Annotated in this window: 20 protein-coding genes; 16 read left to right on the top strand and 4 right to left on the bottom strand. The window is 57.6% G+C overall.

Features of this window, described 5'->3' with window-relative positions:
• Positions 1-2: 2 nt before the first annotated feature.
• From IFT66_RS08250 to IFT66_RS08260, 4 genes are all read left to right on the top strand, one after another.
• Complete coding sequence (locus IFT66_RS08250; protein ID WP_192077296.1) at positions 3-986, top strand: WYL domain-containing protein; 984 nt, start codon at positions 3-5, stop codon at positions 984-986.
• 369 nt (positions 987-1,355) lie between these two features.
• Positions 1,356-2,057 carry a toll/interleukin-1 receptor domain-containing protein gene (locus IFT66_RS08255; RefSeq protein WP_192077297.1) on the top strand — a complete coding sequence of 234 codons (702 nt, stop codon included), beginning with the start codon at positions 1,356-1,358 and terminating at the stop codon, positions 2,055-2,057.
• A gap of 19 nt (positions 2,058-2,076) precedes the next feature.
• Positions 2,077-2,340 (top strand): hypothetical protein, encoded by a 264-nt coding sequence (locus IFT66_RS23490; RefSeq protein ID WP_249406400.1) that lies wholly within the window; start codon positions 2,077-2,079, stop codon positions 2,338-2,340.
• Between the two features lie 257 nt (positions 2,341-2,597).
• Positions 2,598-2,876, top strand: coding sequence for a hypothetical protein (locus IFT66_RS08260; protein WP_192077298.1), 279 nt, complete (start codon positions 2,598-2,600; stop codon positions 2,874-2,876).
• 62 nt (positions 2,877-2,938) lie between these two features.
• On the opposite strand, the gene IFT66_RS08265 is transcribed toward IFT66_RS08260, so the two are convergent.
• Positions 2,939-3,400, bottom strand: coding sequence for a hypothetical protein (locus IFT66_RS08265; protein WP_192077299.1), 462 nt, complete (start codon positions 3,398-3,400; stop codon positions 2,939-2,941).
• A 573-nt stretch (positions 3,401-3,973) separates the two neighbouring features.
• Between IFT66_RS08265 and IFT66_RS08270 the strand changes: the two genes are divergently transcribed.
• The 5 genes from IFT66_RS08270 (at position 3,974) to IFT66_RS23720 (ending at position 11,631) form a co-directional block, all read left to right on the top strand.
• Entirely contained in the window at positions 3,974-5,227 is a 1,254-nt protein-coding gene (locus tag IFT66_RS08270; protein WP_192077300.1) for a hypothetical protein, read from the top strand.
• Positions 5,224-7,284, top strand: coding sequence for a hypothetical protein (locus IFT66_RS08275; RefSeq protein ID WP_192077301.1), 2,061 nt, complete (start codon positions 5,224-5,226; stop codon positions 7,282-7,284). The genes IFT66_RS08270 and IFT66_RS08275 overlap by 4 nt, the downstream gene beginning before the upstream one ends.
• A complete protein-coding gene (locus tag IFT66_RS08280; protein ID WP_192077302.1) occupies positions 7,274-9,898 on the top strand; it encodes a DEAD/DEAH box helicase family protein in 2,625 nt (874 codons plus the stop codon). The genes IFT66_RS08275 and IFT66_RS08280 overlap by 11 nt, the downstream gene beginning before the upstream one ends.
• A 513-nt stretch (positions 9,899-10,411) precedes the next feature.
• On the top strand, positions 10,412-11,470 hold the full coding sequence (locus IFT66_RS08285) for a nucleotidyltransferase family protein (RefSeq protein ID WP_342344772.1): 1,059 nt from the start codon (positions 10,412-10,414) through the stop codon (positions 11,468-11,470).
• 29 nt (positions 11,471-11,499) lie between these two features.
• A complete protein-coding gene (locus tag IFT66_RS23720) occupies positions 11,500-11,631 on the top strand; it encodes a hypothetical protein (RefSeq protein ID WP_274604808.1) in 132 nt (43 codons plus the stop codon).
• Positions 11,632-11,784: 153 nt separating this feature from the next.
• Here the strand turns inward: IFT66_RS23720 and IFT66_RS08290 are convergent, their stop codons facing one another.
• Positions 11,785-12,747, bottom strand: coding sequence for a LysR family transcriptional regulator (locus IFT66_RS08290; RefSeq protein ID WP_249406401.1), 963 nt, complete (start codon positions 12,745-12,747; stop codon positions 11,785-11,787).
• A gap of 46 nt (positions 12,748-12,793) precedes the next feature.
• On the opposite strand from IFT66_RS08290, the gene IFT66_RS08295 reads away from it, so the two are divergent.
• The 7 genes from IFT66_RS08295 (at position 12,794) to IFT66_RS08325 (ending at position 19,775) form a co-directional block, all read left to right on the top strand.
• Entirely contained in the window at positions 12,794-13,750 is a 957-nt protein-coding gene (locus tag IFT66_RS08295) for an NmrA/HSCARG family protein (RefSeq protein ID WP_192077304.1), read from the top strand.
• Positions 13,751-14,267: 517 nt separating this feature from the next.
• Entirely contained in the window at positions 14,268-15,626 is a 1,359-nt protein-coding gene (locus tag IFT66_RS08300) for an NAD(P)H-dependent oxidoreductase (RefSeq protein ID WP_192077305.1), read from the top strand.
• Between the two features lie 14 nt (positions 15,627-15,640).
• Entirely contained in the window at positions 15,641-15,946 is a 306-nt protein-coding gene (locus IFT66_RS08305) for a putative quinol monooxygenase (RefSeq protein ID WP_192077306.1), read from the top strand.
• A gap of 17 nt (positions 15,947-15,963) precedes the next feature.
• On the top strand, positions 15,964-16,854 hold the full coding sequence (locus IFT66_RS08310; protein WP_192077307.1) for an NAD(P)-dependent oxidoreductase: 891 nt from the start codon (positions 15,964-15,966) through the stop codon (positions 16,852-16,854).
• Between the two features lie 35 nt (positions 16,855-16,889).
• The gene (locus IFT66_RS08315; protein WP_192077308.1) at positions 16,890-17,885 is read left to right on the top strand and encodes a DctP family TRAP transporter solute-binding subunit; all 996 of its coding nucleotides are present in this window, start codon (positions 16,890-16,892) and stop codon (positions 17,883-17,885) included.
• Positions 17,886-17,940: 55 nt separating this feature from the next.
• The gene (locus IFT66_RS08320; RefSeq protein WP_192077309.1) at positions 17,941-18,498 is read left to right on the top strand and encodes a TRAP transporter small permease; all 558 of its coding nucleotides are present in this window, start codon (positions 17,941-17,943) and stop codon (positions 18,496-18,498) included.
• A complete protein-coding gene (locus tag IFT66_RS08325; protein ID WP_192077310.1) occupies positions 18,495-19,775 on the top strand; it encodes a TRAP transporter large permease in 1,281 nt (426 codons plus the stop codon). Before IFT66_RS08320 ends, IFT66_RS08325 begins: the two co-directional genes overlap by 4 nt.
• Positions 19,776-19,788: 13 nt before the next feature.
• On the opposite strand, the gene IFT66_RS08330 is transcribed toward IFT66_RS08325, so the two are convergent.
• On the bottom strand, positions 19,789-20,700 hold the full coding sequence (locus tag IFT66_RS08330) for a LysR substrate-binding domain-containing protein (protein WP_192077311.1): 912 nt from the start codon (positions 20,698-20,700) through the stop codon (positions 19,789-19,791).
• Positions 20,701-21,024: 324 nt separating this feature from the next.
• The gene (locus IFT66_RS08335; RefSeq protein ID WP_192077312.1) at positions 21,025-22,023 is read right to left on the bottom strand and encodes a zinc-dependent alcohol dehydrogenase; all 999 of its coding nucleotides are present in this window, start codon (positions 22,021-22,023) and stop codon (positions 21,025-21,027) included.
• Between the last annotated feature and the right edge of the window lie 153 nt (positions 22,024-22,176).

The following is a 22,176-nucleotide window of genomic DNA, read 5'->3' on the forward strand; positions in this document are numbered from 1 at the left end:
TCGTGTCGTTTTCTAAGTCTCAAGATCTTATCCGACTTGCGCGACTGGCTGCCACCCAGCGGTCTGGGATCAGCCTCAATGAAATTCGCGAGGAATTCGGGATCTCGCACCGAACGGCACAGCGTATGACTGAAGCACTTGAGACTCTTTTTCATAATGTGGAAGTGCGCGTCGGACCTGATCGTCGAAGACGCTGGCGAGTTGATGACCCAATCATGGAAAAGCTGCAACTGCGGCAAGAGACAGCAGTCGAGGCGCTGGAAATCGCGAGCAGAACAGCCCGCAGCGATGGTCGTGTCCGCCACGCTGCAGCGTTAGATGGCCTTCGCGGTGGATTGCTTGCCCGCTTAACCCCAAAAGACGCTCTCCGCACCGAGGCAGATGTCGAAGCGGTTCTTTTGGGAATGGGCTCGGTGGCGCGCCCTGGGCCGCGGGTTAATCTGGTCCCGACTGTGGTCGATGCGGTTATCGAGGCATTGCGGGGACCATTCAGATTGCGGATCAGATACGGAACCAAGGATGCGCCTGAGCGTGTGGTCGAGCCACATGGTTTCTTGCTCGGGCACCGAAGCTATCTCGTGGCACGTCAACCAGAACGCGGCGACGAGATGCGGAATTTTCGAATGGACCGGATACTCAGCGCTGAGAGTTTGGATGAGAGCTTCAGTATCACGTCGGGCTTCTCTCTCGAAGACTACACTGCGAAATCATTTGGGGTCTTTCAGAACCCAAAGCAGTATGACGAGGTTATTTGGCGTTTCGCTCCCCATGCCGCAGCGCGAGCCGCTGAGTTCTCCTTTCACCCGAAGCAGGTCGTAGAGACACAGGAGGATGGAAGTCTCCTGGTTCGCTTTCATGCGGCGGGCTGGCTCGAAATGGCTTGGCACCTTTATTCGTGGGGAAATGAAGTCGAGGTCGTCGCGCCAGAAGGACTGCGTAGCTTCATAAAGGATCATCGAAGAGCCGACTTCGATTCATTGCCTTAGGAATTACCAAACAGTCTATTAGAAAGGTGGGAGCCGGTGATCTCGGTCTTGGGTGACAGTTTTTGACACCCACTTTTGTTACTCTCGAATTGCCCAGATTCGTGGGCATATCGAAGAGGAACAGATTGATGGCAAAGGCAAAAAGAAGCGGCAGCTTTTTCCGCAGCGCAGTTACGGGACGCTTCGTCACCGTAAAGCACGGGCGTGCAAATCCGCGGACCACTGTCCGTGAAGTGGCGGGAGGCGGTAGCACAGGCGGCACTTACAGAAGTGCCATTTCCGGCAGGTTTGTCACTACGAAATATGGAAAGTCGCACCCGCGTTCGACGATCAAAGACAGCTGAATGTCCGGTTTGGAGGGATTTTCAAATGGCTAAATGTACAGCACCGAGCGAAGGCCATCGCTCAGCAAGCGCCGCAGCAAACTGCCCAGCATGCCGCAGCGGCCGGCGTTATGGTGGCTATAACAGCTACAATAGTGGTTATGGGTCGTATTCGTCGTACTCTCCGTCCTATAGCTCTTCGCCAGGAAGCATCAGCGGCGGATCAGGTCGTGTAAGAGCGAAATGGTCGAAATCCAGTTCGTCCATATTATACACACCTGCGGAAGTCCGTGCACTTACACCGATCCGTCAGACTGCTGAGACCAGAGCGCAATTACCTGATCTGCGCGACGTGTTCCTATGTCATGCGTGGGACGATCGGCAGGGTGATGCCAAAACGTTGCACGATATGCTGGAAGCACGGGGTGTTTCAGTCTGGTTCAGTGAAAAGGACATTGCCCTTGGGACGTCATTGCTTCGTGAAATCGACAAAGGCTTGGTAAAGTCGCGGGTTGGGATTGTGTTGGTCACACCAGCATTGCTGCGCCGTCTTCCAGCAGCTGGCGTTGCTGACAAAGAACTTTCAGCACTCCTTGCGACCGAACAGCTCGTGCCGATCGTCCATAACACAACGTACGAGGCTCTTCGAAACGTAAGTCCTCTTTTGGCATCGCGCAGCGGTCTCAGCACCTCTGAGGATACGATGGAAATGGTGGCGGACAAGCTGGCAGAGCTCGTTGCGATTTAGCTTCATTCTGGATAGTTACATGCTGAAAACACAGACCCGACAAGCGAATTGGCGGCGAGCCAATCCGGCCAAATATAATGCTCATCTTGCCGTTCAACGGGCGGTGAAGTGTGGGGATCTGGAAAAGCTAACGTGCGAGGTTTGCGGGGTTGAAGCGGTTGACGCCCATCATGACCGATATGATCAGCCGCTGAAGGTACGTTGGCTATGCCGACTACATCATACCCGTTTACACCACCGCGGTGAGGACCTGTTTCCGCTTCGGCCGCGCGAAAATGCGTAGGCAGATTTTCATGCAGGCGTGGTTGAAAACCTGACATGACAGGAGAATAACCGAGACCTAATAGAAATCAGGCGCAGTTCAGAACTTAAGCAGTAGCGATATAGGTGCCGGTGCCGCTCTGCGGATTGGCGTTCGTTCTGCAGTCTTCGCAACACCACCGCCGTAATAAATAGGACGGCTTTGTTGGCGCCTCTGAGCTTGCTCGTGAAGGCGCGCCGGATACTATCAACAGCAGTTTATGCACGGGAGAATGCTGAATGCTTTCAATGAAGGATTTCCTCACAAAAATCGAAGCAGCGGAACCAGGTCTGCTTGGAAGCAAGGGTGCAAGCCACGAGGTGGTTGGCAGTCGTGTTCATCTCATTTCCAAAGATCATCCAGATGGTGACGTTGAGGTGTGGATCTACCCAAACGCCGATGGCACATTCAGCTACCAGCGCGGAAATGAGGTCGAGATCAGGAACACCATAAATGATTTGATCGAAGCTGTATTCGGCAACGATCCGGGGGAGACTGCAGCAGGTGAATATTGGTGACCATTGGCCTGGTCGGCATAGTCCGCGCCCCCTTTTGATCAGATCCAGAACGCCCGGTTCGGTCATGCTTTGGGTGTTGAGCTGCCCTTTGTTCTTCTGAAGGTTGCAGCTGTTTTCGCTATGCATCCGGATAGTGCTTTCGCCGGTCGCTTTTCATATCCCAAGGCGTACATCCGCTGCCCCACAAGATAGCCAGCTGTAACCGTGCTCTCGTTGTGACTGCCATAGTCGGCGCCCAGTGCGTTTGCGATCTGAGGATCAATCGGCTCAAGTGCTGGACGGCCTCTTGCCGTCGCATCCAGCATGAGTTTTGTGTTTTCAACCGTGTTGATAATCAGTTCTATCTTCCGATAGATGGGGTCGCCTGCTGAGATAGGTGTAGCTTTAATGTAAGGGAGACCAGCAGCCTCTAACTGGGCAAGAATTTCATCTGCTTTGGCACCAGGACGTTTTAGGCAATTTCGATAAAGAGTGTCACGCTGCTCGAGTGTCATACTTTGAAGTTTTACAATCGTGTAAATCATTGGGGGCCTCCAGCTTCGAGTATACAAGAATCATCAACGACTTTCCGAGACTGAATACCATGTCCATTTTTCAGATGATCACCAATACGGTTGATTGCAATCACTGATAGGTTTCAGGATTTAACCCTGCATCCGGGATTGAGTTTGTTTTCGATCAAGCCAGGTCTTGTCGATCGGTTGAAAAGCGCGAGTGTCGGACGGCGCGTGGAGGGCATTATTGCATTTGGTTCGGCGAGGCATCAGAGGTGGGCGCAGCTTCAGCGCTTGACGCCAAGCGACTTCCTATCGTGTCTTGCGAAGCAGGAGTTTCCGATTCGTCGCCGTTTGACTCAATGATTGATGAGGGAGGCTTCCGCCAAGACAAAGCCTTCACGGGTTGTCGGCTTCTGATCTACGGCCGGCAAGAGAGGATTAGATTGAATTAGTTCTTGTTGCCCCTTTGACGGCACTGATTTTCGCGTAGGCGACCAAAGTGAAAGGATGTCTATCATGACTGTACATTGGGGCTTGCTTGCGAAGGAGAACGTACATCCGGCGCGCCGGAGGCTAACCCTCGGCCTTGGTAGAGCGGTCATGCTTTACAATGAGGCTGCCGCTCCCGGACTGGGCGGCGTGTGGTTTATCCGCCAAGCGGCACTTGCGTTGCTCGGCATTCAGGTTGCAACGGAGGTGCCGGACGCTGGCACCAAGATCGCGGTATCAAATGCCATCGAGGCGCTCGCCTGCTGGATCGGCTATGAAGATCAGCGCTGGGAACGCGGCGATTGGCGTTTGCGCGGTCCACGCAAGCTCAGGGTGTTGCAGGAAGCCGGCAAGGCCAAGGATTTCCAAGTCCTGACAGGGGCGTCGGCCTACGTCACGCAGCCCATGCGTATGGGCTGCGTAGAAGCCCTAAGAGGACTCGGTCTGGTCGATGCCGATGGGGTAAGGTACAACAGTTTTTCCGTTAATGCGCGAGGCCGCCTCCTCATTGACGCAGTCTTCGGCGACGGTGGCCCGGGGCAGAAACACCTACCGAAATATCTTCGTGACTGGGTGAAACGCAGCAATGTGAAATTCACCGGGTCATTGCGATCTAAACTGAATCCAACCAGCGATGCAGGGGAGGATGCACGCAAGGTGATGCGTGAAGCGATGGGCTTCGCGAAAAATGCCGGGAGCGGCTTCCAGGATGCAGGCGCACGCCGGCGCAATGCCATGGCGTGGATGCGCAGGATAGATGCTGGAGAGTTCGGCGCAAATCCTCACGCTGACTGGGATGACTGCCCTCATGAAATCGCAAAGGATCACTGGCAGGACCTGCGCGCTGGCGCGGCGCTGCTGCAAACCCGCGATACCGCCATCGATGTCCTGGCGCAAATCGAACAACACCTGATCCGCCAGCCACGTATCGATCTTGGTCGGCCGCTACCCGAAAAAATTCTCGGTGCGCTTAATGCTTGGCGAGAGCAGGCCAGGAGCTTCTGTGCTCTGGACAGCCATGGCCCTAAGGAGGCCGCAAGCGCGGCGGAGGCGTTCTGCGCAGAGGCGCTTCAATCTGACGCTGCCGCAATTACGCTGCTGGTTAAGCGCGAAAACCACATGCTTAGGGTGACAGGCGGCGCGGTCCTGCCCACCGCAGCCTGGAGAAGCGATGCCGCGCTGGCAATTCAAGAGATAGATGCCATCGAAGACGAAACCGAGGATACTATCGACGGCGCGCCGAAGCGCGCGGAGCGCGACCTTCTACCGCCATATATATCTGTACGCATGATCCATCTGCGGCGCCTGACACTCGACTTAGACGGGCGACTTGATACCTATATCCGGGAACAGAGACAGCAATGACGATCGATCCGCACCACCCGTTATCGCTAATCGAGCATGCTGCACCACCAGAAGGAATGCGCGGCCACGCTGGCTGGGTCTGCGGCTTTTCAGCGGATGCCGATTTCATGGACGCCTTCGCTGAGCGATTTACCGGCCTCGGGAAACGGGCTCGCGCCGATCTTGGGCGTACATTCATTTGTCTGTGCCTTGACAGTTCGCAGCCGCAGATACCGCCCGGCGAAGCGCCTGGCGTCTTACATCTACCGGCCCGCAACGAAATACCTCCTTATCGACTGATGCATGCCAAGGTTGCGCTCTTGGCGTTTCGAGATCTGGCTGATGAAAGCAGCTGGGCCCTGCGCCTGCTGGTGGTGACGGGCAACTGGACCCGGCAGACCACTCAGGACAGCATCGATCTGGTCTGGCGGCTGGATTTAACCGCCAATGAGCGGGAGGCCGGAGAGGGCGGGCAGGCATTTTTGGCCGGCTTGGCAGACATGTCGGCAGCGCGGGACTTCTGGCGCTGGTTGCGACAGCATTATCAGTGCGGCCTTTTTGACGACAAGGCTATCGGAGGTAAGGCAGTAGCCACGCAACGTGGTGCCTTTGACGAGATGGATCGCTGGGTTGATGCGATTAGGCCGGACAATGATTTTCCTCCACGTTTCGTCCATACTGCGCAACAGGCGCTCGTCACGCAGCTCGACGAGCGCGTCAGAGTTCAGGCAGGGTCTCAGCGACGCAATACACTGGTTCTCGGCTCTGGTTTCTGGGAGGGCGTACCGGATGACGGCGTCCCGGTTGTCCCAAGTGCAATCATCAATACGCTGACGGATGGTGGTCTGCTGACACGCGGTGCGGAAATCAACCTTGTCGTGGAGAAGGACGGCTGCGCTGCCTTGGCCGACGAAAGCGTCTTCGCCCACATGCAGCAAAAAAGATGGAAGCTTCGTCCCGCCTTAAAATATCCGTTTAAGGGTGGCGAAGATACGCGACGCCTTCACGCGAAGTTTCTCTTCTCGGCCAACTACCAGGAAAGCAGCGACAGATGTACTGCCGCTTGGGTCTATTTGGGGTCTGGCAACTTGACGCGGGCGGGCTTTCTGGACGCGCCGCGGCGAGGCGGCAACCTCGAGGCCGGCATCATCGCGGCCGCTCCCGGCTTACTCTGGAACGAGAGCAAGACGCCAGCCGTCACGCATCTGGGCAAGGTCTTGCCGATCAGCTGGGATCACGAAATCACGGAGGTTTCAGACCTCAAGCCTGGCGACGGGCCGCCTGATCGCGAAACGCGTTTCATCGCTGCACCGATTTCGCATTTGCTATGGACCGAAATGGAGGCGACGGGTCTTCTCACTGTACCGGAGGGCCAAGACGGCTCCGGGATCGTCGTGATCGGGCCCGGCGGCGATCCGATCGCTGTAGATGGTATGGGGCGGTTTCCTTGGCCAGGCGAGCAACCGGCACAGGTTGGTGTGCAGTTCGAGAACCGGCACGCTGGCGGACCAGTTGTTCTGGTCCCCGTGCTGGACATCTTTGGCAGGCTTGCGGCAAGTCCGCTCGAGGCGATCGATATCGAGCGTGCGATCGAGCTTCTTGAGCGCTTTCCAGCATCCCCGGGAGGTGACAATGAGGAAGAGACATCCTCGAGTAGCAGTGACAGTCAGGGGGCGGGGGGTGGCGGCGGTGCCGGGACAGATACTCGCTACGCCATTCGTCGGACAATGCAGCTGATCGAATCGATTGCTGAGCGCCAGACCATGGTGCCTAAAGCGGACTGGTCGTCTTGGACGCAGCGTCTGCAATGCGTTCTTTCGCAACTGGGCAATCTGCCGGGAAACAATCGCCGCAGTGAATTAGGCCGGCCCGCACATGCTGGGCTCCTCGTTCAAGCGTTGGTGAAGCTTAAAACCAATCCGCTCACCTGTCTTCGCCTAGCACCGTTCCTGCCGAACCATGTTGTCCCTGGAAGCAAGGCATTTGAAGATCTGGATGCCGCGCTTGACGCGGTCGAGGCCAATTGGGGCGTAAAGGATTTCTGCGGGTTCGAGGATAGGAGTTCACATGCCGGCTAGAGTAAGCAAGTTTGCTGGCTGGGATGCCGTGGCGAAATCTCTGGGCGCGATGCACGAGCGGCAGCTGGTTCCGTCGAGCTATCTCGACCAAGGCCAGATATACGGTGTCAAAGCTCTTGCAACATCGCTGAAAGACCATGGCGCAGTCCTTGCCGACGAGGTCGGTATGGGCAAAACGCGCATTGCCGTTGCCTTGGCACTTGCAGTGAACCAATGCGGCGGCCGCGTTGCCATCGTCATACCCCCCATCGTTGAACCGCAATGGCGCAAGGAATTCGCCGACACTGGGACGCGTGTCGGAAAGATGCTGAGAAGCTTCGACAACCTGATGGGCGAATATCAGGCCAATGGTCCGTCAAGAATGGAGGAGCCTACGGTTCTGCTCTCCAATCGCTTCGGTGACGTACGAGCAGCTCGAGGGAAGCGTTGGCGAGCAAATCTCCTCAAAAACGTTATCCGGGACTTTGACCCTCATCTCAAGCTGGGCCGAAAGTCTATAGGTTGGCTACATCCGGGTATCCACGCGGCATCTGCCTCGATCTTCGATCGGGCTAAGACATGCCGCCACACGAAAACAGCCGTAGAAAAGATCATCAACGAGTTTCGTGACATCCGTAACCGCGCCGAGCTTGACGACGCCGACTCCGATAGGTTCGATAACCATTCTGAAGAACTGAAACTGCTTGAACGCAGCCTTGGCCTCGCCCTTGGGGCGTTCGATCTGGTCATTATCGATGAGGCACACAAGGCACGTAGCGAGTGGAGCAAGTTGACGGCGCTCTTGGAGAGTGTGCTGCTTCGACGTGGAAAAAGCTTCAGAATGCTGGGGCTCACGGCAACTCCTGTCGAACTAGACGTCTGGCAATGGGAAAATACGCTTCGCCGCGTCGGGATGGATGGCAAAGAATGGGCGAAGATAAAACCTTCGATCTATGAATTTCGAGACGCCGCCGAGGCTGTCAGGCAGCGCTGGCGCAGTGACGAGACGGCTCGCGATCGTTACATCAAGTCCTCTGACGCCTTCCAAAACGCCCTGGCACCTTGGGTCGTGCGTCGGGATAAGCGGCTCGATGACACCATTAAAAGCTTCAACGCTCTTATTAAGGACGGTACCAGTTATCGGAAAGAACGTCCTATTACCGTCGATGCCGATGAGCTGTCGGAAAATTGGCGACAGGTCGTGTTCGCCGCCGAAGCGCTTTCGGTGATCGGCCAGTCAGCCGCCGGAACGACGGAGGCAAGGGCAAGGCTAACGATCAGCAATGGCCATGGCGTGGCGGGCATAGTCGATAAGCTGACGAAACAGATAACAGTGCGCGAGACGGCAGATGAAGAAAAGGCCGATCTTCAGCAGCTCGAAGAAGACCTTGTCAACGATGACTTGCAGTCCTTTGATGAGCAATATGGGAGCAGCAAGCGCAAGCAGCGCGCCGAGTTCTGGAAGGGCGTGTTGAAGGCACCTTTCATCGATGGCGACGCGAGCCTCTATGATCACCCCGTTCTGTCTGCGGCGATCCGCGAAATCGAGGCGCATACCAAGGCCGGTGAAAAGGTGCTTGTTTTCGGTCGCTTCACGCGCCCCATGCGTATCCTAACCGAGCTTTTAAATGCACGGGCTTTGCTGCGGGCGGTTTGCGAGGGAGCACCCTGGCCTCATGGAAGCACGAGCGACAGCGAGCAGGTTTCCCTAAGGGTCGCTGCCGGACAACTTGGCATGGACTACGACCGCCAGGCGATCGACGGATACCTGGGCAGGAAATACAACGACTTCGAAAAACACCGGCAGGCACTCCGCGATCATCTCGATGCACTGATCGACGAAGCGTTTGTAGGCAAGGGATCTAAGTCTGCAGCTTTGTTGAGCGAGATAGGAAGCAGCGAACGGCGATCGGAGTCCGTCGTTTTACTGGCTCGTGCCATCGAGCCACTTCTGCCGACAGACACACCATTGGAACGCGATGCCGTGCTGGCGACGCTCATAGATGTTGTTGACAAGCTTTGGGGAGAAAGCGGAAACGAAAAATGGTCCACTCTGCATGACCTGCTCGAGCAGGAATTCAAGGCACCGCGCGCCTCGTTCGCACGAATGCTCTATGGTAGCACAGCGGTCACCACCCGCCGTCTTGTCCAATTGGCCTTCAACCGGTCAAGAAGCGAACCGCATGTTTTGGTGGCGCAGTCACTTGTCGGCCGTGAAGGTCTGAACCTCCACGAAAGCTGCCGGACCGTTATTCTACTGCACCTTGAATGGAATCCGGCTGTGGTGGAGCAGCAAATTGGCCGTGTCGACCGAAAAAATAGCCACTGGTCCAGAACGTTGGAGGCTGCGAAAGATTTGGATAGCTCGGCCTTGCCAAGAATAGAGTTTCGGCCGGTTATCTTCCGCGGTACCTATGACGAGCATCATTGGTCGATCCTGTCCCGTCGCTGGGACGAGCAGCGCTCACAGCTGCATGGTCAGGTCGCGTCAGAGGCAGACCGTGCCAACCTCACCGATGAAGAACGAGCGTTGCTGAAATCGCTTGAGGAACGGAGTCCTGATTTTTCACCCTTTCCTAAAGGTGATCGCATTTCCCAAGGCGACGGATGTTCTTCCACGCATCGAGCAGATTAAAGCGTATGGACCTGTATGAGATCCTCGTCTCCAATCGTATGCGCGACTGAGAGGGTCGGTATAGAGGATAGACGCGCACCGCACCCGGTCGACATATCATCGTTCAACCCGGTCCCACTATCTCCGGCTGGCGCTTTCGATAAGGCTTCCGTTGGAGAGTAGAAAGGTTGAGAGCCGGGCTGAGGGCGAAAGAACGGGTAATTCTAACCGCGGAACCCGTCTGGCTAATTCAATTGCACCGCTCGACGACGGAGCACTAACTAGTCTCGCTATCCGTTTGAAATCGCGAAATCTTGTTAGCCGTTTCCCGAAACGCCGGTTCGTATCCCTTCAAGGCGGGCATCTCGACAGCATTCCTATACTAGGTTTGGCGAATTGGTATAGCGAGGATCACGGTGCGCAATGCATCGCATTGGCGTAGCGGAGGCGCGCAGCGTCCAGTGGGTAGAGTCGAAGCTTGCTTCCGGGTTGTGACTATACTAGATTTGTTAAAAAGATATAGAGGCCGGCGTGATTAAACAAATTGACCTCATGTTTCGCACCATGGTCGCGGAACTCCAGCAACGGGCATTCGACGATGACTGGGCAGAAGATTTCCCCCCATCGGGTAGATTCGTGCCCGTGGCAGTTAATGGTCGACGTTACTGGTATTTCGACCAACCCGACGGGGAGGGTGGACAGAAGCGTCGGTATGTCGGGCCTGCCGACGACCCCTCGATTTCGGAACGGGTCGAAACCTTCAAGGGTGAGAAGTCAGACTATAAGGCTCGCCGCAAGTACGTTTCCACGCTAACGCGCGAAGCCGGTTTGATGGCCGCTGATCGCTTTACTGGCGATATCGTACAGGCGCTTGCCACGGCCGGTCTCTTCCGGCTGCGCGGTGTTCTCGTCGGCACTGTCGCTTTTCAATGCTACTCGGCATATCTTGGCATCCGTCTGCCTTCGGCGGCGATCCTAACAGGTGATGCAGACCTAGCCCAGGATTTCGCGATCTCCGCCGAGGTGGCAGATTCGCTGCCGCCGATCCTCGATCTCCTAAAAGGGCGTGATCCAACGTTCCGCGCAGTGCCGCATATCAGCGGCAGCTCCCGCTCTCATGCATTCCGGAATCAGAGCGGTTACAGGGTCGAATTCATGACGACAAACAGGGGAGCCGAAGAATATTCGGACAAACCCGTCAACATGCCCGCTCTCGGCGGCGCGTCAGCCGAACCGCTGAGATTCATGGATTTCTTGATCCGCGACCCCGTTCGTTCTATCTTGCTACATGGTGCCGGTATCTCAGTTGTGATCCCTGATCCTTGCAGGTACGCGGTGCACAAACTTATCATTGCCGGTCGCCGCCAGAATGACGCCGGCGGCCAAGCCAAACGAGATAAAGACCTTAGACAGGCGGGAATACTATTCGACGCCCTGCCGGTCACGGGCCACGGGCCATCGCTGGTTGACGCTCTAGAAGAAGCGTGGGATCGCGGACCTGCTTGGAAGCTGGCGATCTCGGACGCAGCCGAAACCATGCACAAGGAATATTGGGGCGCTATCAATCGAATGGTTGGCGTTATCAAGAGATAAAGTTTAGGCCCGCTGGAAAGGAAGGCCCTATGACAATACTCATTCACATCAAGTTGCGCTCGGCCAACCTCTGTAAAAAAGCTCTTCATGCTTTGGCGGCCAGTGCTGTTGCACGACAGCAGGCCCGCCTGAAAAGCGAATGGAATCGAAGGACGCTGTGACCTTAGAGGAAGCAATGGTGCATATCCGTTCAAGACCTAAAAATTTAGGGGACGTAGCCGCCGCTTCCGATGAATCAAGCCTCTGCATCGGTCCGGTTTCAGGCAGCAGATACTAAAACCGTAAAACGAAGCTATCCGTCCTGCTTCTCCTCCCTAGCTGGCCGTCAGACCGTGAACAAGTTCGCGAACCCAGCGGTAGCCCTGATGTCCTTGGCTGCGCTCATGCCATATCAGAGCTACCTCGAAACCTTCCGACAGCCACGGAACTTCCATAACGTCGAGTGAGGGCCCGGCGGTCTGTATTAGGCGCCGTGGCACCAGGGCGACGAGGTCGCTGGACGCAACCATTTCAGGAACGATCAGGAACGAGGCCGCCGAGGCGGCCACCCTTCGCTGGCAGCCCTGTACCGCCAGTAAGGCATCGACCGGCGTAGAGAAGCTTCCGCCGGAAGGGGAGACAATCACCTGTTCGATGCCGGCAAAACCTTCCACCGTCCGCGCGTCCTTGATCCGCGGATGCCCTTTCCGGCCAATGAGAACATAGTTCTCCTTGAACAGGTGCTGAGTACGAAAGTCCCGATGATTTGGATCAGGAGTGGCGATGGCGAAATGGACGTCGCCGCCTGCAAGTTGCCGGGCCAGTGTCGCTGGATTCAGGCGATGAACCGCGACGCGTATTTTGGGAGCTTTCTCGCGCAAAGCTAGGATGAGTGGGATTGCCACAGTGGCCTCGACATAATCCGTACAGGCGATGGCCACCTTCAGCTCCGCGGTCTCCGGGGCGAACCTGTCATGGCTTTGGAGCATCTTGCGGAACTGGTCCAGCGACGCCCGCAATGGTTCCAGCAGCTCAAGCGCCTTCGCCGTCGGTATCATGCCTCGGTGGGCAGGAACGAGCAGCGGGTCCTCGAACAGGTCGCGGAGACGGTTCAACTGGGCGCTGAGGGCTGGCTGGCTCAGGCCAAGCCGAGAGGCCGCCTTCGTGACATTCCGCTCCGCGAGAAGAACTTCCAGGCTGACGAGGAGGTTGAGGTCTATTCGAGATGTATCCATCCCTTGGATGGTAGCACAAAAAAGAATCGATTTCTCAGATACGTTGCAGTCTGCGATGACCATCTCTCAAGGAGCATCAGAGAAGCTCCAACAGGTGATGGAGATCCACATGTTGTTCGAAAGCAAACCCCTGGTCGTGGTGGCTGGCAGCCTTAGCAAGCAGGGCCGCAGCGCCGCAAAGTCCTTGTTGGAAAGCGGGCGGTACCGAGTGCGTGCCCTTACGAGCCGTACCGGTTCCGCCGAGGCACTTCGGTTGGCAGGACAGGGGGCAGAGCTTGTCGAAGTGCCGCTCGCGCTTAACCGCGGAAAGGATCTCGTCAAGGCGTTCCAAGGCGCGCAGATGGCCTTCCTGATGACCCCAGGTGTCGTCCCGCCGGCGGACTACGAGTTCGACATCGGGAAGGAGCTTGCGGACGCCTGTGTTCAAGCCGGCGTCGGCCACATCGTCTTCAGCTCGCTGGAAAACGTGGACAGCATTACAGGTGGAACGAAATTCGCGCCTCACTTCACGGACAAAGCGAGGGTAGAGGCATACATACGCGAGCTTCCGATCCGAAGCTCGTTCATTCAGCTCGCATTCTTCTACACTAACATGCTCGAATACTATGTTCCGCGCAAGGACGGCGACGCGCTGGTTTTTCCGGTCTACCTGCCCGAACATTTTCAAGCTCCGTTTGTCGATCCGCTGACGGCGACCGGGCCCGCGGTCCTTGAGATCTTCGATCACCCGGACATCTATACCGGTCATACCCTGCCGGTCATCGGCGACGTCCTCTCTCCGGCCGAGATGATCGAGACGTTCACCCGCGTCACCGGACGGAACGCGGTCTATGCCTCCGCCTATCGCTCCAAGGAACTGATCAACCACTTTCCCGAGTTTGCGGAAAACGAGGAGCTCGTCCGCGAGATCATCGGTATGGCGGAATATGCGGTAGAGCGCGGTTACTTCCGCAAGGACCGGGATCTCGAATGGAGCCGACGGATCAACCCAGCAAGCCTGAGTTGGGAGCAGTTCCTTAGGACGACGAACTGGGTTGGCGATCGAAAAGCGTTTGGCATTGTCTAGCCGCTAAGGACTGACGGCGACCGTAACCTGGGTGGCCGTCATCCTGCCTGTATTGTCCTCCAGACGCCTTCGAATCAGCGGGTCGCTGGTTGGATCCCTTTAAAGGCATGCGTCGAGAGAAATCGCAGCCGCTGAACATTATACGAAGCTTATGCATAACGGCTGAAGCTTCAGGGAACATATCAAACTTAGGTCGCAAAAGTTCTCGTTCCAACCGCTTAGTAGCCCCGAGCATTATTCGCTCGAACCGGCCACATCATTTAGAATTTCTAACGAGTCGGCAGATAATTCTAAATTGAGCTAATTTCTTATCCAACCTACACTCTTCTTATAGCCGTTGTGGGAGGCGGCTAGGAGGCGCAGGCTACATTGCCGCGTTCCTCGGGAGGAGACACTATCATCGGCGCAACCGTATTCACGGAGGCACATCTGTGCCTGACATCCGGGAAGTGCGTGTGGCTGATGATCGCTCCGGCCGGGCTCTCCAGAACGGTATTCCCCAGCCGAGGATTTTGAAATGAATCTCTACTCACTGCTTTCGCTTCGTGCCGCCGATGGACGTCCTGTCAGGGTCGGCCTGATCGGGGCCGGCAAGTTTGGCTCTATGGTCATGGCACAGGCCCAGAAGATCCTGGGCCTTCACCTCGTTGCCGTCGTTGATCTCGATGTCGGCAAGGCAAAGGAATCGATGAGCCGTGTCGGCTGGCAGAAAGAGCGCTATGCCGCTACCAGCTGCGGGGATGCCATCAAGAACGGCACGACATTTGTCACCGATGATGTCCAAGCGATGTTCGACTGCGGCGAGATCGAATGCGTTATCGAGGCGACGGGCCATCCGATTGCCGGAACCCGTCATGCGCTGGGTGCTATCGAGAGCAACAAACACGTGGTCATGGTAAACGTCGAAGCCGACGTCATGGTCGGACCGATCCTGGCGGAAAAGGCTCGTGCCAAGGGCCTGATCTATTCGATGGCCTATGGCGACCAGCCAGCGCTGATCTGCGAACTTGTCGACTGGGCGCGTGCGACCGGCTTTGAGATCACTTCTGCCGGAAAGGGCATGAATTTCGAGCCGCGCTATCGCTATTCGACACCGGATACGGTCTGGGGACTGTTCGGCTGGACCGAAGAACAGGTGGCCGCCGACAACCTCAATCCGAAACTCTACAATTCGTTTACTGACGGCACCAAGGCGGCGATCGAAATGGCAGCCGTTGCCAACGGAACTGGGCTCGATTGCCCGGATGACGGCCTGGCTTTCCCGCCGGCGGGTTTGCACGACCTGGCGCGCGTGTTCCGCCCGGTCTCCGATGGCGGCCGCATGGCGCGCTCGGGCCTGGTCGATATCGCGGCCAGCCAGGAGCCGGATGGCCGCGAAGTCTTCAACAACATCCGCTACGGCGTCTTCGTCACGTTCAAGGCGCATAATGAATATGCCCGCGCTTGCTTCAAGCAATACGGACTGCTGACAGATCCGTCCGGCTGGTATGCCTCGATGTGGCGTCCGTTCCATATTATCGGCCTCGAGACTTCGATCAGCGTCCTGTCGGCCGTGCTGCGCAACGAGCCGACCGGCTGCTCCAAGGAGTTCCGCGGCGATGCCGTGGCGACTGCCAAGAAGGATATGCAGCCTGGCGAAATGCTGGATGGCGAGGGCGGCTACGCCGTCTGGGCCAATGCCATCCCGGCAAACCGAAGCCTTGATCTTAAGGCGCTGCCAATCGGTCTTGCACACAACGTCAAGCTCAAGCGGCCGATCAAGAAAGACCAGATCGTCTCCTTTGACGATGTCGAAATCGTCAATGATCTCGATGTGGTGAAGCTGCGCCGGGAAATGGAAGATCGCTTCCGCCCGGTCAAGATCGCTGCGGAGTGAGCGTGGACAGTCCCATGAGCCGCCAAGCTTTCGTCGTGATTGCGGAATTCCAGGTGAAGCCGTGCAATCTGCCGGCTTTCCTGGAGGCGGCGCAGGACGACGCCAAACATTCCGTGGCCGACGAACCGGGCTGCCGGCAGTTCGACGTCATCTGCCCGGAAGGCTCGGACGACACGGTTGTCTTCTACGAAGTCTATGACAGCCGCTTGGTTTTCGATGCCCATCTGGAGACGCCCCATCTGGCGCGTTTCCGGGATGCTTTCCCGCCGCTGATCGTCGAAGAGCGCCCGGTGCGCTTCTCGACACGGCAATATCTGTGAGTGGCGAGGATGGACAGATGAACACCACCACGATCGCGGTCATCGGCACCGGCATCATGGGCGCACCCATGGCTGGCCGCCTGGCGGAGGCCGGTTACACGGTCACGGCCTGGAACCGGACATCGGACAAGGCATCGGCGCTGCACGCTCGGGGCGTTGTGCCTGCCAACGGCGCGGTCGATGCGGTGGCGGGCGCCGATGTGGTGATCTGCATGCTGAGCTCCGGCCCGGTCTGCGAAACGGTGCTGATCGATGACGGTGTCATCGCGGCGATGCGGCCCGGATCGATCTTAGCTGTGATGAGCTCGATCCCGGTCGAAACGGCGATTGTCTTGGCAAAGGCTTGTGGTGATCGTGGTATCGCCTGTCTCGACGCTCCGGTTTCGGGCGGGGAGAAGGGCGCCAGGGATGGAACGCTTGCGATCATGGCGGGTGGAGATGAAGCCATCGTTGATCGCCTTCGCCCGCTGTTTTCCTGCCTTGGCCGCGTCACGCATGTGGGCCCGTCAGGCAGCGGCGCTCTGACGAAACTCGCCAACCAGCTGATCGTCGCCTCGACGATCTGTGCGGTTGCCGAGGCCCTGACATTGGCACGGAGCGGCGGCGCGGACCCGGCCCGTGTTCGCGAGGCATTGCTCGGCGGGTTCGCCGATTCAACCGTCTTTCGCCAGCATGGGTTACGCATGGTAGAGGGCAATTTCACGCCTGGCGGTCCGGCGAAATATCAGGTGAAGGATACATCGACGGCATTGGGTTTTGCTCGAAGCCGTGGATTGACGCTTCCGGTCAGCGAGGAGGTTGACCGGCTTTTCGAGGCCATGGTGGATCATGGTGACGGAGAACTCGACCACAGCGGCGTCATTCTCGAACTGCAACGCATGAATGCGGGTGGAGGCAGCTCCGCCTGATCTATCGTCGTGACTATCAAATGGGAGGAATGAAAATGAAACACTTCACAGTTCGCAGCCTGCTGGCTGCAGCCACCATGCTCACCGCATCGTTCGCGCAGGCCGCGACACTGACCTTGTCGACGCCCGATCCGGATACATCCGAAATTACCGTTGCCGCCAACAAATTCGCCGAACTGGTGTCGGCCAAGACCAGTGGCGAACTGACCATCAAGGTGTTCCCGAACGGGACCCTTTATGGTGGCGATCCTTCTGCTGCCGTTAAGCAGTTGTCCGGCGGCTCGCTGGACATGCTGGTCTTGGCAACATCGCTCTATGCAAACTTCAACCCGAAATTCTCGGCCATCTCCATTCCCTATCTGTTTGACGACGAGGCGCAGCTTCGCACCTATCTCTCGGGCGAGCAGGGGCAGGAACTCATCACCGATCTGGGCAAGATCGGCATCAAGGGCATCAATCTCTGGCCGCGGCCTTTCCGCCAGATGACCAACTCGAAGCGCCCGATCGAAAAGCCGGAAGATCTGGTCGGCCTGAAGTTCCGCGTTCCGAACAACCCGCTATGGGTCGAATTCTTCAAGAAGATGGGTGCGGCTCCAACCCCGATGGCATTTGCCGAGGTCTATAACGCCCTGCAGCTGAAGGTCGTCGACGGTCAGGAAAACCCGATCAACGTGCCGCTCAGTGCCAAGTTCTTCGAAGTGCAGAAATATGCGTCGATCACAAACCATATGGCCGACGGTTGGGTGCTTGGGATCAACCCGGCCAAATTCGAAGGCCTGAGTGCGGCGCACAAGAAGGCGATCGAGGAAGCCGGCAAGGAAGCGGAAGCCTGGAAGGTTGCAAACGACGCGGCAACAGCTGAAAGCACGATTGCCGAGCTGCAGACGCGCGGCATGCAGGTCAACCGGCTGACGCCGGAACAGCAGAAGGCTTTCGTCGCAGTCTCGAAGGGGTTGTTCCCGGTGTTTGCCGGTTTGGTGAAGGACCAGGCATTCTTCGACAAGACTGTTGCTGCCGTCGGCAAGAACTGATCCGCACGCACCCACCGGATCGGCCGCATGGTCGATCCGGACAGGAGAACATGCCATGTCCAAAAGCCCATCTGTGTTCGGCAGGGCCCTCAAGGTCACGACCGATTTTGCAGCCGGTATTGCCGTCTTCGGCGTTTTGCTGGTCGTCCTGCTTCAGGTTTCCAGCCGCATTCTTGGTTTCCCTGTTTCGTGGACCGAAGAAGCCACCCGCTACCTGTTCGTGTGGATGATTTTCCTCGGTCTTGCGGCCGGTTTCAGAACGGTTGAAACCGCACGCGTCACCGTCCTGATCGCCATGATGCCGCGTTTCATCCGCCGACTGTCTTTGCCTATCTATGTGGTGAGTTCGGTGATCTTCTTCATCCTGACCGGGTGGACCGGCTATCACCTCGTGCAGCAGCAGCTGATGATGAACGAGACGGCGGCTACGCTTGCCGTTCCGATGTGGATGATCGGCACGATCATGCCGCTCAGTTCTATCCTTGGCGTTCTTGCCATCGTGGAATCGCTGAGAACCCGTCGCGACCTGATCGAGCTTCCGGAGTTCTCGCAAGGCATGCATGAACTCCTCCTCGCGCAAAGTGCGACACAGAATTCGGAGAAGCAGTCATGAGCCTCGTTCTTCTAGCCATCTTCCTAGTCATGAGTGCTTTCGGCGTTCCTCTGGCCGTCGCGCTTGGGCTTGCCAGCGTTGCTGCCATCCTGCTGTTCACCTCGACGCCGATCGATCTTCTGGCGCAGAGCATGTTCTCCGCCATGAACTCGTTCCTGCTGGTCGCCGTGCCGCTGTTCATCCTTGTTGGCGTTCTGATGGAGCGCGGTCGCGTCGCCGAAAAGCTGTTCGACTTCGCCGAAGCCATTGTCGGCTGGCTGCCGGGCGGCCTCGGCCATGTCAATGTCGCATCCTCCGTCATCTTCGGCGGCGTCTCCGGTTCTTCTGTGGCAGACATCGCCTCGATTGGCGCGATCGAGATCAAGGCCATGGAGCGCCACGGTTTCCCCAAGGGTTATGCGGTCGGCATGACGCTGTGCAGCTCGACGCTGTCGTCAATCATCCCACCCTCGATCCTGATCGTGATCGCGGGCTCCATCGCCAATGCCTCGATCGGCACCTTGCTGGTGGCCGGCCTGATCCCGGGCCTGTTCATCGCGTTGATGCTGATGGTCTTCAACCACATCTATGCGGTGCGCCACGGGTACAATCCTCCGACGCCCTTCAACCTGCGCCAGATCGTAACGACCGGCATTGCGGCAATCCTGCCCATGCTGACCCCCGTCATCCTGATGGCCGGCATCGTCGGCGGCTATTTCACGCCCACGGAAGCAGCCGGCATCGCCGTCCTCTACACGCTGTTCCTGTCGGTTGTGCTGTACCGGACGATTTCGGTACGTGACCTGCCGGGGCTCTTCGTCGAAACCGCGCGCACATCCGGCACGATCCTATTCATCGCAGCGACCGCCAAGCTTGCGGCCTGGGTGTTCACTTACGACGGCCTGCCGGCGCAGGTCGCGATGTTCCTAAATGCGATCAGCACGGGACCAACCATGGCGCTGGTGTTGATCTTCCTGTTCCTGATCGTGGTTGGCATGTTCATGGATGCCATCGCCGCGATGTTCATCCTGATACCTGTGCTTCTACCCCCGGCGGTTTCGATTGGTGTCGATCCCATCCATTTCTTGATCGTCATGGTCGTTACGCTGACGTTGGGTCTGGTCACGCCGCCGGTGGGTGTATGTCTCTTCGCCGTGGCGCAGGTTGCGAAGATGTCGATCGAAGACGTCATTAAGGGCTCGCTCGCGCCGATGTCGATCCTCGTGACCGCTATCCTTGCGCTCGTGCTCTTCCCGCAGCTGACCTTGACGCCGATCCGGCTTCTGGGTCTCTACTGAGCGAACGGAAAGCTTAGCCTGTCATGGCACCGAGCGGATGCGCCAATTGCCACGTTTCCCGCTCGGCCCGCAGCCAATCAAGAAACAGTCGCACCTTCTTCTGGCGCAGATGATCGCGGGGGCAGACGATCCACTGCGTCACGATCCGGACCACTGGGGGTGAGGCGACTGGGCAGACAAGCCGTCCGCTTTTCAATTCCTCGCCCATCATCAGCGTGCTTTCGAGCGCAATCCCCATGCCGCGCACGGCAGCATCGATCGCCATATGGCTGCGATCGAAAAGCACCCTGCGCCAGCGTTCTTGCGGCGTGATCCCGGCCAGCGGAAACCAGGTCGTCCACTGCGCCTGCGATTTGGCTGAATGGATAAGGCGCCGCTTCAGCAGATCTTCTGGCGCTTGGCTGCCGGCTTCCGCATAGTCAGGAGAGCAGACGGGGTAAAACTGTTCTTCGGCGATCCCCTCAACAAAGAGACCCGGCCAGCGGCCGTCCCCATGGCGTAACTCTAGATCGACCAGTTCCTGGTTGAAGTCGGTCGGTTCATTCGTGCCGTCCAGACGAATTTCCATATCGGGATGACGGTCGAGAAAATCACCCAGCCGCGGCAGCAGCCATTTGTTGGAAAGCGTCGGCGTGGCACGGATGGTCAGGGTCTCAACTGAGCGAAAGCCGCGGATCGTGCCAGTGGCCTCCTCAATATGCTCGATCTGGTCCGCGATCATAGAGAAATAGCGTTCGCCGGCCTCCGTCAGCGCAATGCCGCGGCCTGCCTTCGCCAGAAGACTGACACCGAGCTGAACTTCAAGGACATGGATCTGCTGGCTGACGGCGGATGGCGTAACACTCAGCTCTGCAGCGGCGCGCGAAATACTGCCGGTGCGTGCCGCCGTGTGGAAGACCAGAATTGCCTTGATTGGAAGCTGCATACTCGTCCACTGCGGTTTGGGCCCAACACAGATCTCTACCTGGACGAAACGAAACGATCACGTCAATATCCGAACCAGAACCAACATTTCGTGGTGTCACTAAATAAGACGGACTATGCACTCTACGGGTTGCAGTTGCCACTGAGTGGCCTGCCAACCTATCTCAAACCCTTTCCTCGAAGAATCAGACAGACCATTGACGTTTTCGTGGCTGTAAGGTCGCTGCTTCAGCCTCGGCCCTAGTCCTCAAGACTCAGGGATTCACTGATGGCCGAGCCAAAGAGCCGGGCGCCTGGATCGGATCAGCGACAGCTGGAGGTAACGTCAGTTGATCAGCACGATTTTCGCGGCATCAACATCTCCCCGGTCGATGTCGGAGAATGCGTCGGCTCCATCAGTCATCGACCGTGTTTCGACCCATTTTAACGCTCCAAGCCGGCCGGACCCAAGGAGCGCGACTGTTTCCCGAAAATCGGCCATCGAATAGCAGTAGGAACCGACGAAGGCGATCTCGCCGAGCGTCAACCGGCGCACGTCCACGCCTTCTGCACCGGGCAGCAAACCAAGATGAACGATAGTTGCGCCGCGGCGCGCCATCTTGAAGGAAGCCTCACGGGTCGCCATTGCGCCGACCGCGTCGAAGATCAGATCGATGGAGGCCGCGGCTGGAGCCTCCGGCCCGTCCGGATCATAGGCGACAATAGCGTTACTGGCTCTCGAAGCTGTTGCGCGTCGTCGGGCGCTGGGTTCTCCCAGCATCACAGCTTCGGCGCCTTGGGAGATCGCCACAAGGGCAGTGGCCAGGCCGATCGCGCCGCCGCCGAGCACCACCACCTTGGCGGCCGATAGTGGTCGGCGCAGGCTTTTTATGCCGATCTGCACCGCGTGATACGAGACCGCAACTGGTTCGGACAACGCCGCCGTTCCAAAATCCATGTGGTCAGGGATCTGCACGAGATTGGCTTCTGGCACTACAACCCGGTCGGAAAATGCCCCGGGGTGCGGCGGCAGGCCGATATTACGCTGCTCCTCGCAAAGCTGTGGCGCGCCGGAAAGGCATTCCGTGCATGTGCCACAGGTCAGTAGCGGATTGACTGTAACCCTCCGGCCGGCCATTGCACCGGTTTCGACGATTCCTGACATTTCATGACCCATGATCATCGGAGGCACGCGCCGAGCGTCATATCCGTGGTAACCGTGCATGTCGGAGCCGCAGATACCACAGGCTTCGACCTTCAGGATTACCTCACCGAACCCTGCTTGGGGCTCCGCCACATCCTGATAGGCCATGCCAGCTTTGCCTAGGTAAACCAACGCCTTCATCGGATCGTCTCTCAACTTTCATGCGACATGCTTCTCGAATGAGGTACTGTATGTCAATAGTTGCTTGTGCGGGCAACGGCAGCAGTTCTTTGCGAGACCGTTAAATAGGTCGGTCGGTATTAGATAAATGGGGTATTGCCACCGGTGCGAGGG

Origin of the sequence: Rhizobium sp. CFBP 13726, assembly GCF_014841925.1 — a bacterium.
Classification (GTDB): domain Bacteria; phylum Pseudomonadota; class Alphaproteobacteria; order Rhizobiales; family Rhizobiaceae; genus Neorhizobium; species Neorhizobium soli.

Excerpts from the sequence above, each read along its gene's own strand:
- IFT66_RS08335 (WP_192077312.1), bottom strand. The coding sequence starts at position 22,023 with ATGAAGGCGTTGGTTTACCTAGGCAAAGCTGGCATGGCCTATCAGGAT.
- IFT66_RS08300 (WP_192077305.1), top strand. The coding sequence starts at position 14,268 with ATGAATCTCTACTCACTGCTTTCGCTTCGTGCCGCCGATGGACGTCCT.
- IFT66_RS23720 (WP_274604808.1), top strand. The coding sequence starts at position 11,500 with ATGACAATACTCATTCACATCAAGTTGCGCTCGGCCAACCTCTGTAAA.
- IFT66_RS08325 (WP_192077310.1), top strand. The coding sequence starts at position 18,495 with ATGAGCCTCGTTCTTCTAGCCATCTTCCTAGTCATGAGTGCTTTCGGC.
- IFT66_RS08255 (WP_192077297.1), top strand. The coding sequence starts at position 1,356 with ATGGCTAAATGTACAGCACCGAGCGAAGGCCATCGCTCAGCAAGCGCC.
- IFT66_RS08315 (WP_192077308.1), top strand. The coding sequence starts at position 16,890 with ATGAAACACTTCACAGTTCGCAGCCTGCTGGCTGCAGCCACCATGCTC.
- IFT66_RS08290 (WP_249406401.1), bottom strand. The coding sequence starts at position 12,747 with ATGGTCATCGCAGACTGCAACGTATCTGAGAAATCGATTCTTTTTTGT.
- IFT66_RS08330 (WP_192077311.1), bottom strand. The coding sequence starts at position 20,700 with ATGCAGCTTCCAATCAAGGCAATTCTGGTCTTCCACACGGCGGCACGC.
- IFT66_RS23490 (WP_249406400.1), top strand. The coding sequence starts at position 2,077 with ATGCTGAAAACACAGACCCGACAAGCGAATTGGCGGCGAGCCAATCCG.
- IFT66_RS08310 (WP_192077307.1), top strand. The coding sequence starts at position 15,964 with ATGAACACCACCACGATCGCGGTCATCGGCACCGGCATCATGGGCGCA.
- IFT66_RS08260 (WP_192077298.1), top strand. The coding sequence starts at position 2,598 with ATGCTTTCAATGAAGGATTTCCTCACAAAAATCGAAGCAGCGGAACCA.
- IFT66_RS08270 (WP_192077300.1), top strand. The coding sequence starts at position 3,974 with ATGCTTTACAATGAGGCTGCCGCTCCCGGACTGGGCGGCGTGTGGTTT.
- IFT66_RS08280 (WP_192077302.1), top strand. The coding sequence starts at position 7,274 with ATGCCGGCTAGAGTAAGCAAGTTTGCTGGCTGGGATGCCGTGGCGAAA.
- IFT66_RS08275 (WP_192077301.1), top strand. The coding sequence starts at position 5,224 with ATGACGATCGATCCGCACCACCCGTTATCGCTAATCGAGCATGCTGCA.
- IFT66_RS08265 (WP_192077299.1), bottom strand. The coding sequence starts at position 3,400 with ATGATTTACACGATTGTAAAACTTCAAAGTATGACACTCGAGCAGCGT.
- IFT66_RS08305 (WP_192077306.1), top strand. The coding sequence starts at position 15,641 with ATGAGCCGCCAAGCTTTCGTCGTGATTGCGGAATTCCAGGTGAAGCCG.
- IFT66_RS08320 (WP_192077309.1), top strand. The coding sequence starts at position 17,941 with ATGTCCAAAAGCCCATCTGTGTTCGGCAGGGCCCTCAAGGTCACGACC.
- IFT66_RS08295 (WP_192077304.1), top strand. The coding sequence starts at position 12,794 with ATGTTGTTCGAAAGCAAACCCCTGGTCGTGGTGGCTGGCAGCCTTAGC.